Raw genomic sequence first — 12,969 nt, 5'->3', positions numbered from 1 at the left:
ATCAGGCCGCTACCGTATCTGACTTTTTCGTTCCCTCAGCATGCTGTAGCAAATTACCTTCACTGATTTCAATCTTGCGCGGCTTCATTGCCTCAGGAATTTCTCTCACCAATTCTATATGAAGCAATCCATTGGCGAGTTTTGCATCGGTCACTTTAACATGATCCGCAAGCTGGAAGCGCCGCTCAAAATTTCTTGCAGCTATACCTCGGTGCAGGAAGTTTCCCCCAGGAGACTCATCCGGTTTTTTACCTGCTACAGTCAAGCGATTTTGCTCAACCTGAATATCCAATTCTGATTGCTCAAAACCCGCAACAGCCATAGTAATCCTATAACTATCCTCACCAGTCAGCTCTATATCATATGGTGGGTAGGTAGGCTGTTTTTGCTCGCTGGTAGTCATAGCATCCAGCAGGCTGGCCATACGGTCAAAACCGATCGCAGAGCGATACAAAGGGGAAAAATCAAAATTACGCATTGTTATATCCTCAATTCAGAGCAATATTAAGTTTCACTCGCCACTAGGCCCGAGCATTTTCACGGGAAACACTTTAGAAAGCTGCCTCCCATACTTTAAAAATATGGGTAACAAATAGTAATTCAAGGGCAAAAGGAGAAAAAAGATGACAAAAGAGCTGGGAATGGCCAGCAGAGGCTCTTCGCGTTTGTTTGTTGGAATTCGCCCACAGACTGAATTACAGATACTCCTTGATAACTTATGCGCACAATACAAGGATATATTACTTCCTCGCCCATCAGCCGGAATACGCTGGACCAACCGACTAAACCGGCACCTTACACTGATATTTCTTGGCGAAACAATTAACGAAAAAATACCATTTATTCAGCTGGGACTAAAAAAAATTGCAACAGAAACAGGTGGGTTTGAAGGGCGCATCACCTCACTAAATCTCTTTCCCAAAAGTCACTCAAAAATACTCGCTGCCGAACTGGAATGCGAAGCAAAATTATTAAAGCTACACGAGGACTGTAAAGGGTTAATCGAAAATCTGGGCATGGTGCCCGAAAAACTAAGCTATCGCCCACATATTACACTGGCTCGCTGCAGGAGCGGGTTTTTCAGGTTTCCCCCCGCAGTTTTGGACTGTCCCCTTTGGCTTGGGAACATCACCCTCTACCAAAGCACTCCTAGAGCGGAAAGCAGCCTTTATCGCCCACTCTATGAAGCAACCCTGGCGGGCGCCAGGAAGATCAAGTAAAAAAAGCCCGCAGATTGCGGGCTTTGGAAAGTTTATTTTAGGGAGTTCAAAACATACTCCGGATACATCACAAGACGCGGCCTTGAAAGGCGCCGGGCATCAAAGACAAATACATAGCGCGTACCATCATCCTCCGCTGGGATTGTACGGCGGAATTTCCAAGTGTTGATTTTATACGTCTGCCTGCCGGCTTCGACTGTGGTTACCAGCCGATATTGATTCTTACCAAGGAATTCGAAGGACACCCTCTCTCTTCCCGAGGGTCGCAACTCCAGATTGCGGAAGGTCTGTTTGTTATCCCCATCCTGATCGGCAAGCAGAGACGTTAAACGCTCCTGCTCACGCTTTACATAAGCGAGCAGCTCAGGGTCGATATCCCGCTCCACAGCCGGCGCGGGCTTCGGCTGAGATATTGTTTCACGCTTTTTGGGTTTTTCTATTGCCGCTGTTTTCAGCTTGGGAGGCTTGGGCTTCTCAAGTCGAGCGCTTTTGGCCAGAGCAGCTCTACGCTCGGACTCCTCCGCCTTGGCCAACATGGAGTCCACCAGCTGGCTGATCTGATCCTGCTGGGCAGAGATCTTGGCCTTGGTCTCGGTTATGGACCGCTGCTCTTCAGCCAGTTTTGCCTGCAACTCTTTGTAGTTTGCCTGGATAAACTCGAGACGGCGGCTCCGGCTATCTACGCCACGCTCTGCCATTGCAAAACCGTGCTTGGCCTTGGTCAAACGACGCTCGGTATCCGAATTCGCGTTGGAGTCGTGACTGCGGCGCGCCTCCTCCAGCTCAAGGCGACTCTCTTCGAACTCCTTGCGCAGCCCGCTCAGGGACTCCTGTGCGCGCTCGAGCTTGTACTCATAGGAGAGTAGCTCGTTCTCAATATCTTCCAGCTGGACCTGCTTATTCTCGAGAGACTGCTCCAGTCGCGCAAGTCGGTTCTTTTCCACCGTCAGGGCTGATTGCGCCTGCGCTACGGCCCCGCCAAAAACTACCAAGCCCGCTAGGAAGAGCGAGCAGTACCGCTTTACTGCCATTGTAAAGAACCCATTTCTCGATTTTTTGCCACACGTGAGATAAAAGCGCAGAGCCTAATTTTTGTTCAAACGTCCCAAAATTTGCTGCGCACTACCGTTAATTTTACGCAGGCTAAAGCTCGTGAGCAATGACCTCTCGTCCACATTTCGTATTCACTTGCTCAATAAACCCCCAAAACCCTAGAGACAAAGTCAACTGAATGATGAATCGTTAAAATTTATATGACATTTTGCTGCGATAGCGCTTGATTTTTTTTTTAGCGGAAGCATTATGGATAGCAGGGAGATGATCGCTGGACTCAGCGGAAACCCGACCCGGACGTAAAACACCCTAGCTGTATTATCAGCAAACTTTCGTTGCGATCCCGGCGGCTCGGTGCTCCAACTGCAGGCACGACTCCTCCCTCTAGGGCGCCCTACCTTCTTTCAGCAAACCGCAAAAGCGGCCTGCATGGTTTCCTTTAACCGGAGGTATTTGCCCATGAAATCAGCGCCTAACGATAACATTGTGTTCCGCGATATCGACAAATCAGCCACACTGGCCACCACGGTATCCAAAAAGTTACATAAACTGGAACGTTATTGTGGCGACATCATTCGCAGTCGTGTAGTCCTGGAAGCCCCCCACCAACACAAAAGTAAAGGCCGACAATTTCGCGCCTCCCTGGAACTCGCCATCAGCGGCAATCCAGTCACCATTAGCAGTGAAAACGAATCTATCCACCGGGCGGTCAACGACACATTTGCCTCTGCTGAGCGCTGCTTGAAAGAACGCAGCGAACGCAGAAAAGCCTTGCGCCACCAGGCACTTTACGAAGAAGTAGAAACAGAAGCGGAAGAGTAATTCGAGGAGATTAAACAAAAAGGCAGCGCACAAGCGCTGCCTTTTTATAAGTAACACACTCCACTTGAGCAGGAAGGAACTTCAATAAATCCAACCTCCCTGCACGCCAGCTCGATAGCAGAGACTCACAGCACAGCCACATCTACAAACACCAAGTTAAATTTCCCGCCTAGCCTCCCACTGGTGTACGCATTGTGACAAACTCTTCTGCTGCAGTCGGGTGGATCCCGATAGTTTCATCAAATGTCTTCTTGGTTGCACCAGCTTTCAGGGCTACTGCCATTCCCTGGATAATTTCGCCGGCATCATCACCGACCATATGCACACCGATCACTTTGTTCGTATCGGCATCGATGACCAATTTCATCAATGTCCGCTCAGTATTGCCACTCACCGTGTGGCGCATTGGCCGGAACTCTGATTTATAAACAGAAACCGAGACACCTGAATCCCTCGCCTCCTCCTCTGACAAGCCCACGGTACCGATATTTGGCTGGCAGAATACAGCTGTGGGAATATTGTTGTAATCTATTTCCGCAGTATTACCTGTGCGCCAGTGCTTCACCAGCGCCATGGCCTCTGCCAGTGCCACAGGTGTAAGTTGGGGCTCACCAGTAACATCACCTAGCGCATAGATGGAATGCACATTTGTACGGAAGTTGTCATCCACCGAGATAGTGCCGTCCTTATGGAGCACCACTCCTTGCTGCTCCAAGCCCAACCCTGAGGTGTTAGCCTTGCGCCCGGTAGCATAGAGAACCATATCCACATTCAGGCTGGAACCAGCTTCATCATGCACAAGAAGACTGCCGTCTTGCAGTTTTTCAATCGCCTTGACTTGGTGATTGAATTTCAAATCAATACCTTTTTTGACCACCTCATCGCGCACAAAATTGCGGACATCCCGGTCAAATCCACGCAGAAATAAATCGCGACGGTAGGAAAGGTGAGTATCCGCTCCCAAGCCAGCAAAAATTCCAGCAAACTCTACGGCAATATAACCCCCACCAACAACTAATACGCGTTTCGGGAAATACTCCATGGAAAAAACTTCATTGGAGGTCAACACAAATTCTCTACCGGGAATTTCCGGGACAAATGGCCAGCCACCAGTGGCAACTAAAATTCGCTCAGCTGTAAACTCACGTCCATTCACAACCACAACATGAGGGTCGGCGATGCTGGCACGCCCATCAATTACTGTTACACCGGAATTATCCAGCAGATTGCGATAGATCCCATTGAGCCTGGTAATTTCTTTCGCATTGTTATCCCTTAAAGTGGGCCACTCAAAATTCCCACCGGAGTTCTTCCAGCCATAGGCCTTTGCATCATCAAAATTTTCACTGTAACCGCTAGCGTAAACAAACAGCTTTTTCGGAACACACCCCACATTGACACAGGTCCCCCCCATATAGCGGTCTTCCGCCACTGCAACTTTCATGCCCTGGCTTGCAGCCATACGTGCTGCACGTACACCACCAGAGCCCGCCCCGATTACAAAAAGATCAAACTCATATTCCGCCAAAACAAACCTCTATATTTCACTTAATTTTTCAACAAAGAGCCAAAGGGAATCACAACCTAGAAACGCATTCAGGACAAAGCTGTCACTCCTCACTTAATAATCGTTGACACTTTTTGACGCTTTAGATATTCATGTGAAGAGTGTCACAAAAAATGGCCCGCCGAACAAAGTCACAAAACAACAAAGCGCGTTTGGCGGATAGAATAACCGTCACTAAAAAGAGCAACGCATGGGCAAGAACATGAAATCTCCTATCTCAGTATTCCTGCGGGCCACCGGGCTCCTGTGCCTACTAATTGCCAGCAACCCAAGCAGTGCCAATACACACCCGTCTTACCTCACTGAAAAATACTGCAATAGCGTGGTGGAGCAGTTTGTCGACTCAGGTATGCGCAGCCTTGACAAGTATATCAACGAGCACTTCAATCCAGAGTACAAGGGTGGCATCCGTAATACTATTCGCTTTCTGGAGCAGCGCCTTGCATGGCTGAATGAGTGCAACGACTATCTGACAGACACTGCACAAACCTATGTTTTCCACAGCGAAGATGATACCCAGACCATCTTCAAGGCGATCAATGAGTTAACTCGTGAGCTACAACACGTCCGCGCTGGTGTTGAATATCGGGACGATGCGGGAAATAACAACCCTGCCCCCTATGTAAAGCGCCGCTATGAGACCCTAGCCCAGCTAGTAGATCAGCACCATACTCGCATGCTAATGCAAAAACAGTTTCAGTGAGGAGTTAACCAAACGGCTACCTTTATCCTGATAAGCTTTAACCAGCACACCCCGGCCCATCCTATGTGGGCCGGGCTACAAGTTGTCAAAAATAAAACGGATTAACTCTTACTGGAGCGAGAAAATCCAGCATCCTCTTTACGCGCCGGTTTCGCTTCTTTACCGCCGAATCCCACAGCGGAGAAAACCTGTGGCATTCTCTCCCTCAGACCGAGCCCGATACGAGCCATCACCGATCCCAATCGCGGGCGGCGCTTCTCAGTAAATGGGATGGGCCTGCAACTTTGCATTGTCGCCAGGCCGATACGTGCAACAAACAGGCTGGCTCCTACCCCCTGCCCCAGGCGCGCGGAAACAGTACTGAGCATACTGTCCCCTACCAGCTCAGGCCACATTTCACTAATTGCATATTCACTAGCCCCACTGTAAGCCACCAGAGCAAGAACCTTTTTGAATAGACGCCAGCGGACTACAAGGGAGGGACGTACTCCGTATATTTGTGCCACATCGTCAATCATGCGCAATGACTGACGCAAGGCGACCAGAATATCAATACTGGCAAATGGACTCAGCCCCACTAGTGCACCAGTGGTTGTAGAGTGGCGGACAACTCGACGCAATGCTTCCTGGTCGAGAGCATCGAGAAAGGTAACCTCAAGGTGCTGCAGCAATTCGCTGCTATCAAAGTAGTCTGGAGCCTCATCTAGTACACGATTGAGCAACACTCCCTGTGGCTTATTGGCAAAATGCTCTTGCAACCGCTTTCGAAATGGATCAGCTTCCTCATGACTGCGGCAATCTCGCATCGCAGCAGCCATCGCCTGGGTTCTCTCGAGCTTTCGCAGCGGACGCCCGGCGCGAAAAAATTCCCACACTGAGCTGACAATAGTAGCTGCGAATACCGCTATTACCACAGCCGCCAAGACACCAAGTCCCCAGTGTTTATCTGCCGCCCAGGAGTAAAATTGGCGCAATTCCCAAGCCAACACTCCAAAAGACAGCGCCAGCGCCGAAAGTAACGCCGGCTTCAACCACTTGAGGCGAAAAACCGGCAGCCGCAACTCAGAAAAAGCGATGCGATCCGGCAGGGACTCCCCTGTGGTGATCGACCTGGGAATGTCACCCTGCTCCTCACTCAGAGCCTCAACTCTTGTCGTATCCCTGTGCGGCACTTCCCTTTCTGGCTCGTCTAGTGACTCAATACGTGTGGTTCGCCGCTGTGTTTCTTTATTGTCACTTTGCATCACACTTTATCTCCAAGCAGCAAATTCAATAGTGCATCGACCCGAATATGGGGAATAGTGCCGGACTCCATACCATGGGGAGGGCGCAACTGCGGCGGAGCCGCGCCGGTATAATGGCCCCATCCTTCTTCCTCACTCGGTAGTCGAGAGAATATCTCCGCATTCTCAAATCCCAGATATCGCCCTTGCAAGTCGTGTCCAACCAGCATACGCCGGCCATTGCGCTGATCTTCACGGGAACAGCGCACCGCAGCAATTGCCTCGCTGAAAATGGGAAGCCCACGGTGACGCGCACCGCTAAAAGTCTGCTGAAGCTGTTGTCCGAGTAACTGGCGCAAAGCATCGTGATCTGCAGCGAGTACCTGATCCACTTTGGTCGCAGCAAACAGTAGGCGATTGACCTTCGGGCGCCAAAGTTTGCTTAGCAAGCCGGATTCCCCATAGCGGAAAGTATCGGCAATATGGGCGAAGGCCAGGCGCATATCATCCAGAGCCTGCTCACCGGCAAACAGTGTTCCAATCATGTCCACCAGAACCAATTGCCTGTCCAGGTGACGGAAGTGGCTCTCCACAAAAGGTATCACCTGGCGCTCAACATAAGCTTCGTAGTGCCGGCGCAACACCTGATAGTTACTGTTATCCGGCATCGCGGCCAGCTCCTCTGCACCAAACTCGCGTAAGTCGAGTAGCGGCACTACCCCATACTCCTCATTATCGAGCAGGGCGCGCCCGGGTTGCAGGTAGCTAAGCTTGCGCTCCTTCCGGCAGCTAACGAGGAATTGCCGGTAATCCCTCCAAAGTGATTCGATTTCACCCTCTTGGGCTTGGGCTTTGGGAGACAGAGCCGCCAAACGTGATACAAGCTCTGGAGCCAGGCCTGCTCTGGTATCGGATCCAATAATATGTGCCTGATGACGACACCATTCGCGGTAATCCATACGCAATAGCGGCAGATCCATCAACCACTCCCCCGGATAATCACGCAATTCCACAACCAGAGTCTTATGGGCTTTGCCACGAAAGCGGCGGTGACTGCGCAAGTGGATATGCAATTCCATAGCCGAGACATCGTGTGTACTTTGCGGCCAGCGAGGTGGCTCAGACACCAGTGCATCAAGGCAGCTCTGATAGTCGAACATCGGCAGGCCAGAATCGAGAGCCGGCTTCAATTCAGCGCCGAGCAGGTCGCCGTTGAGCGCCGGCGCAAACCCCGGCAACTGGGCCTTTTGCGGGTGGCTCAACTGATAAATCAGACTTGTAAGCAATGTCGACTTACCGGCGCCACTGAGTCCGGTCACCCCAATACATACACGACGATCCAGAAGCCGCTCTGCAGCCCAGTGGGATTTCTCCTGGGCTCCACGCCCCCAGCGACGTAGTTTTTCCTTGAGACGCTTACTGCGCTTAGTGTCATGATCAGGGCTGCTTTCCGGGCTGTGCTGCCGAGGCTCAATCACCTGGGATTCCATGAGGGAGGTAACTTCCTAAATAGCGAGAAAGACCGCGCATGGCCGGCCTTGCAAAGGGAAGCGCACTGCCAGCGAGACAATGCGCAGAAAGACGATTGGCAATCAGGGTCAATCCACCAGGGCAACATCTCCAGAGCCCATAACCGAGAAAGAATCCCGCTGTGGACGCTTCAGGACAATATCTCCAGATCCCATTACCGAACCAGTGGCGCTATCTGCACGCAGGCTGCGTCCGGCAAAGTCACCAGAGCCCATAATGTTGATGTCGACATTTGCGACTCGGCCACCAACTGTCATATCTCCCGAACCTTTAATTGCGGCAGAGAGGCTCTCGCCAGTAATACTGCGAAAATGCAAATCACCGGAGCCTGTGATTGTGACTTCACCATTAACTGCCAGAGCCTTATCGACCAACAGATCGCCAGAGCCCGTCACATACGCACTCAAGGACTCAGCAGCCGCCTTTTTCACATAAATCGTTCCGGACCCACTAATCCCAAGATCGAGGCTTTCACTTTCAATACTCGCAGCATTGGCGTCGCCTGAGCCTGTGACCAGAAGCCCCTCAACCTTGGGCATATGCACCTTGAAATGCATCTCCTGGTCACGAGTAATAGTGACCACACCAAACCAGCGCTGGGTATTGTCTTCCACAGACAGCTCGAGAGTATCGCCTTTTACTACCACCTTGACATAGGGCATAGCCTCGGCTGGACCAGTTGCATTCACGGCAAAGTGGTCCGCCTGGATAACCTCGACATGAGAGCTGCCTTTGAGGGACACCCGGGTAAATCCATTGACATCGAAAGTCTTGCTTTCCATTTTCTCAGCCTGAACAGAGGCGCTGTAGACCGAGCAAACAGCCAACAGGGCGAGTATCGGGGCCAAAAAAGCTTTTTTCAAAGTTGCCATCACAGGTTTCTCGTAATTATCACTGTTACGTTCTCTTAGACTACCTGAGAAGCCCGCTTGGATGCACCGCCTGCTGAAAATTTTCAAGAGACCGAAAGCAGACCAAAGAGTCACAGGTTTTTTTAGCAACTTCACATCAAGCACAATCGGCTGCGCTGCAACCCAGCTCCTTCAGCGCTGCACGGATTTTCTCAGCTTCAACTGCCAACTGATCAGACGTGGCAGGTTTCTGCAAGGAAAAATCAAAGTCCGTTAATTCATCGACAGGAATCAAATGTAAGTGGGTGTGGGGCACTTCCAAGCCTGCGATCATTACGCCTACACGTTTTGGCGAATAAGTCGCCTTCAGACCTTTGGCGATTTTTTGTGCAACCAACATTAAGTGCGCCGCGAGATCAGCTGGCAACTCATCCCAGTGATTAATCTCCTCTACCGGAATTACTAAACAGTGTCCAGGTTTGATCGGAGAAATTGTCATAATCGCAATCGCTTTATCATCACGCCAGATAAAGTGACCAGGTAATTCCCCATTCATAATTTGAGTAAAAATACTTGCCATAAATTAGCCTATACAGTTGCTTTTTTTGTATTTGGTTCAATCGTGCAGTCTAACATTGAGAGAAAAAAACACAGTCCCATGCGGCAAAAAACACTAACACAAATTGCAAATTTTTATTTGGCGTACATAGAAGCAAGGCAAATAACAACCTGTCGAACAAAATGACAAATTCCTTAAAGCAAGTTGGCAGTACGGGCGTATATGTCTTACGCTGCTCACCAATTAATGTTGTACCGTAATAGAGCCAACGCACTTTGTGCATTTTCGTCACCACAATATTTTTCGGCTCTGCGGAAATTTTTATTTCAGTACCAACTGCTCACCGGGGGGAGAGATATGGACAGCCTGTTAGATCAGGTCGGTGGTGCTAAATTTGTAAATCGCACAGTCAGTGAATTCTACGAGGCCATAGGCCGCCACCTATCTAGTTACGAAACCTGCGATCACCGCAAACAACAGAGCCGGCAGGCTCAATTTCTCAACCATGCACTTTCAGAACAGCCCGAACCAGATCGCAGCAGTCGAGCAAGCTTCCTTGCGCGCGGCCTGAATCCGGCTTTGTTCGACGCCTTGCTCGAGTACCTTGAGGAGCGCCTGGTAGAACTGGGGTTCCCCTGGCAGCTCAGTACAAATCTGGTCCAGACTGCCAGCAGCCTCTACGGTGGCTGTGAACAGGACCTTTCCATCGCCTGTTGATTTTTTGGGCGCTCCGCGCAAGTTGCGGCGCGCCCAGCCTCTCAATACAATTGGTGCCTCACAGCCTTTACCTTCCGTTTTCCAGCGCAGCGGTAAGCGCTACTTCACTCACTCTTCTTTATCAGAGATTATTCATGAAGATTGCCAACCACACAGTTGTGGAGATTCACTACACCCTGAAAGATGCAGACGGCACAGTCATCGATTCATCCGCCAATGGCGAGCCGCTCAAGTTCCTGCAGGGGGTGGGCAATATCATTCCCGGCCTTGAACGGGAAATGCTGGAAAAAACTACCGGTGACAAGTTCACCGCAGTGATCGCCCCGGAAGACGGATACGGCCCTCAGAACCCTGAGCTGATCCAAACTATGCCACGCAGTGCTTTTGGTGGTGTTGAAGACCTTAAAGTAGGTATGGCATTTCGCGCCGAAAGCACTGAAGGCCATCCAATAGAGGTGGAAATCATTGATATCGACGGCGATGAGGTAACCATCAACGGCAATCACCCCCTGGCCGGCGTTGAGTTGCACTTCGATATCGAAGTTGTTTCCGTGCGCGAAGCCTCCGCAGAAGAGATTGATCACGGCCACGTGCATTAATCTGCCGGGCGGTACCGGAGACGGTTTTGCCTCCCGGGCCGCCCTTCCCCTAGCCATGCTACCTCCTACCCCTGACAAAATCGTTCTCTTCGACAGCCTTTGCAACCTGTGTAACGGTTGGAGCCGCCTGATCTTAAAGTATGATCGGGAACAGCATTTCACCCTGTGCCGGGCGCAGTCGGCTGCGGGGCAATACCTCCTCAGGCAATTGGGAATGCCGCTGTATAACTACGAGACCATGATTTTATTGGAGCGTGAGAACAGTTCCTTTCGCCAATATCATAAAAGCGATGCCGCACTGCGAATCACAGCCTCTCTCAAAGGCTACTGGCGCTTCCTGGCCCTTTTACGCTACATTCCGCGCCCCATACGCGACTTGGTGTACGACCTGGTTGCACGCAATCGCTATCGCTGGTTCGGCCGACGCAATCACTGTCTGCTGCCGAATACCGCAGATGAACATCGCTTTCTGGAAGAAGTATCGGAAGAAAATCCCAATGAGCCTGTCTGAACAATACCTGCAACGCTTCGGCGGTATCGCCCGTCTTTATGGCCGCCAATCTCTGAAAATATTGAGTGACGCACACATGGTAGTGATCGGCATCGGCGGCGTGGGTAGCTGGACAGCTGAGGCCCTGGCCCGCAGTGGGGTCGGCACCCTTACCCTGATCGACCTGGATGATGTATGCATTACCAATACCAATCGCCAGAGCCATGCACTGGCAACCACCATTGGCACCATGAAGATCGAGGTGATGGGTGAGCGCCTGAAGCAGATTAACCCCGAATTACAAATCAACACTATTGAAGACTTTATCGCTGCTGACAACCTGGCCGAGCTAATCGACCCTGATAAAGCCCCTATTGATATTGTTATCGATGCTATCGACAACGCACGGGTCAAGGCAGCCTTAGTAGCCTACTGCAAAGCGCGCAAATTGCGCCTGATCACAGTCGGTTCCGCCGGGGGCAAGTGCTCTCCCCAAGCCATTGAATGTACAGATCTCGGGCGCACCATCAACGACCCCATGTTGGCCAAGGTACGGCAGCACCTCTACCGTTTCCACAACTTCCAGAAAAGCCGCAAGCGCCTGTTTGGTATTGATGCTATCTACTCCCGCGAAGCAATGGTTTATCCAAAACCCGACGGGGAAGTATGCCAACAGAAAAGCGCCATGCAGGATGGGGTAAAACTGGATTGCAGCGGCGGCTTCGGAGCTGCCACTATGGTGACAGGCTCTTTTGGTTTCACCGCCGCAAACCGAGCCATCGAGCGACTCCTTCAGTCCCAAAGCTAAGCCGGCGCCAATTGGGCTCTGAGCTGATCCCGGTGGCGCCGACTCACAGGCACTTGCTGTCCACTGACCAGGTGAATACGCGCATCGCCACTCTCCAGAGGCTCAATCTCCGCAACTGAATCCAGCCGTACAATATAGGAGCGGTGCACACGTACAAAGGATTCTGGGTCCAGGCGGTCCAGCAACTTTGTCATGGTCTCCCGCAAGGGGTAGACCCTGCCTCCCAGATGCAGGTTCACATAGTTGCCAGCAGCTTCGACCCACTCGATATCCTTCACGTTAACCAAAAACTCTTTACCCAGTTTCTTCACTAGAAGCCGCTCTGGACGCTCAATTGGCTCCACCGGCTCCCCCTCATCCGGACGTTCCAACATACATGCCTCTCCCTGCATGCGGAGTAGCAAGAAACGATACAGATAAACTGCGCTTAAGAGGGAGCCGTAAGTGCGGAAATCTTTGAGATACTCATAGAAAAATTCGACCGGCCAATCACCAAAGTCGTAAGAGCCACCCTCCAACCAGTAGATCGTTGTACGCATTGCCACCATCCCAACAACATGTAATAGCGACCATGGCAGGGTAAGCAGTAGGTGTATGGCAAGATTGCGCCCAAGTTTCCCCCTGCTTAAGGGAAACTGACGATCCCAGGTCAGTATCAAAGGGAACAGCATCACCACAGCCAGCACGCTGGTACCTTCCCATACAAGAAACTCCCAGAGCTGAAAGCCCGACCCCTTTTGTGGTGCTCCAGGTACACCACCGTAGACTGAACCAACCACAGCGCAAGAAAAAACAGAATCCAAAACCCCACTTCAAACTGTCGCCTG

The 12,969-nt window shown here is 51.2% G+C and carries 15 protein-coding genes; 7 read left to right on the top strand and 8 right to left on the bottom strand.

The features are described 5' to 3' along the window. Position 1: 1 nt before the first annotated feature. Positions 2 to 478: an Hsp20 family protein gene (locus GL2_RS14475; RefSeq protein ID WP_143731319.1), complete on the bottom strand. Its 477-nt coding sequence runs from the start codon at positions 476 to 478 to the stop codon at positions 2 to 4. 145 nt (positions 479 to 623) lie between these two features. Here GL2_RS14475 and thpR point away from each other — a divergent pair, with 145 nt between their 5' ends. After that, a complete protein-coding gene (thpR, locus tag GL2_RS14470; RefSeq protein WP_143731318.1) occupies positions 624 to 1,220 on the top strand; it encodes an RNA 2',3'-cyclic phosphodiesterase in 597 nt (198 codons plus the stop codon). A 32-nt stretch (positions 1,221 to 1,252) separates the two neighbouring features. Here thpR and GL2_RS14465 read toward each other — a convergent pair whose 3' ends face one another. Continuing rightward, positions 1,253 to 2,251 carry a hypothetical protein gene (locus GL2_RS14465; RefSeq protein ID WP_143731317.1) on the bottom strand — a complete coding sequence of 333 codons (999 nt, stop codon included), beginning with the start codon at positions 2,249 to 2,251 and terminating at the stop codon, positions 1,253 to 1,255. A gap of 481 nt (positions 2,252 to 2,732) precedes the next feature. Here GL2_RS14465 and GL2_RS14460 point away from each other — a divergent pair, with 481 nt between their 5' ends. Further along, positions 2,733 to 3,095, top strand: a complete 363-nt coding sequence (locus GL2_RS14460; RefSeq protein ID WP_143731316.1) for an HPF/RaiA family ribosome-associated protein — start codon at positions 2,733 to 2,735, stop codon at positions 3,093 to 3,095. 169 nt (positions 3,096 to 3,264) lie between these two features. Here GL2_RS14460 and gorA read toward each other — a convergent pair whose 3' ends face one another. Beyond that, on the bottom strand, positions 3,265 to 4,623 hold the full coding sequence (gene gorA, locus GL2_RS14455) for a glutathione-disulfide reductase (RefSeq protein ID WP_143731315.1): 1,359 nt from the start codon (positions 4,621 to 4,623) through the stop codon (positions 3,265 to 3,267). Positions 4,624 to 4,864: 241 nt separating this feature from the next. Here gorA and GL2_RS14450 point away from each other — a divergent pair, with 241 nt between their 5' ends. Next, positions 4,865 to 5,365 carry a hypothetical protein gene (locus tag GL2_RS14450; protein ID WP_232053630.1) on the top strand — a complete coding sequence of 167 codons (501 nt, stop codon included), beginning with the start codon at positions 4,865 to 4,867 and terminating at the stop codon, positions 5,363 to 5,365. Positions 5,366 to 5,466: 101 nt separating this feature from the next. Here GL2_RS14450 and GL2_RS14445 read toward each other — a convergent pair whose 3' ends face one another. The 4 genes from GL2_RS14445 to GL2_RS14430 form a co-directional block, all read right to left on the bottom strand. Next, positions 5,467 to 6,609, bottom strand: coding sequence for a YcjF family protein (locus GL2_RS14445; RefSeq protein ID WP_143732908.1), 1,143 nt, complete (start codon positions 6,607 to 6,609; stop codon positions 5,467 to 5,469). Continuing rightward, positions 6,609 to 8,066 carry a YcjX family protein gene (locus GL2_RS14440; protein WP_232053629.1) on the bottom strand — a complete coding sequence of 486 codons (1,458 nt, stop codon included), beginning with the start codon at positions 8,064 to 8,066 and terminating at the stop codon, positions 6,609 to 6,611. Before GL2_RS14440 ends, GL2_RS14445 begins: the two co-directional genes overlap by 1 nt. Before the next feature lie 120 nt (positions 8,067 to 8,186). Then, positions 8,187 to 8,990, bottom strand: coding sequence for a GIN domain-containing protein (locus GL2_RS14435; RefSeq protein ID WP_143731312.1), 804 nt, complete (start codon positions 8,988 to 8,990; stop codon positions 8,187 to 8,189). A gap of 136 nt (positions 8,991 to 9,126) precedes the next feature. Next, complete coding sequence (locus GL2_RS14430; protein ID WP_143731311.1) at positions 9,127 to 9,549, bottom strand: HIT family protein; 423 nt, start codon at positions 9,547 to 9,549, stop codon at positions 9,127 to 9,129. A gap of 336 nt (positions 9,550 to 9,885) precedes the next feature. Between GL2_RS14430 and GL2_RS14425 the strand changes: the two genes are divergently transcribed. The 4 genes from GL2_RS14425 (at position 9,886) to tcdA (ending at position 12,142) form a co-directional block, all read left to right on the top strand. Continuing rightward, positions 9,886 to 10,245: a hypothetical protein gene (locus tag GL2_RS14425; RefSeq protein WP_143731310.1), complete on the top strand. Its 360-nt coding sequence runs from the start codon at positions 9,886 to 9,888 to the stop codon at positions 10,243 to 10,245. 134 nt (positions 10,246 to 10,379) lie between these two features. After that, positions 10,380 to 10,844 carry a peptidylprolyl isomerase gene (locus tag GL2_RS14420; RefSeq protein WP_143731309.1) on the top strand — a complete coding sequence of 155 codons (465 nt, stop codon included), beginning with the start codon at positions 10,380 to 10,382 and terminating at the stop codon, positions 10,842 to 10,844. Beyond that, complete coding sequence (locus tag GL2_RS14415) at positions 10,822 to 11,355, top strand: thiol-disulfide oxidoreductase DCC family protein (protein WP_197736461.1); 534 nt, start codon at positions 10,822 to 10,824, stop codon at positions 11,353 to 11,355. Before GL2_RS14420 ends, GL2_RS14415 begins: the two co-directional genes overlap by 23 nt. Further along, positions 11,342 to 12,142, top strand: coding sequence for a tRNA cyclic N6-threonylcarbamoyladenosine(37) synthase TcdA (gene tcdA, locus GL2_RS14410; RefSeq protein ID WP_143731308.1), 801 nt, complete (start codon positions 11,342 to 11,344; stop codon positions 12,140 to 12,142). Before GL2_RS14415 ends, tcdA begins: the two co-directional genes overlap by 14 nt. Here the strand turns inward: tcdA and GL2_RS14405 are convergent. After that, entirely contained in the window at positions 12,139 to 12,945 is an 807-nt protein-coding gene (locus GL2_RS14405; protein ID WP_143731307.1) for a LytTR family DNA-binding domain-containing protein, read from the bottom strand. The two genes, tcdA and GL2_RS14405, sit on opposite strands and share 4 nt — an antisense overlap. Positions 12,946 to 12,969 lie beyond the last annotated feature (24 nt).

Origin of the sequence: Microbulbifer sp. GL-2 (genome assembly GCF_007183175.1) — a bacterium.
Taxonomy (GTDB): Bacteria; Pseudomonadota; Gammaproteobacteria; order Pseudomonadales; family Cellvibrionaceae; genus Microbulbifer.
Note: the sequence above shows the minus strand (reverse complement) of the source record. Positions and strands in the feature narration are given on the sequence as shown.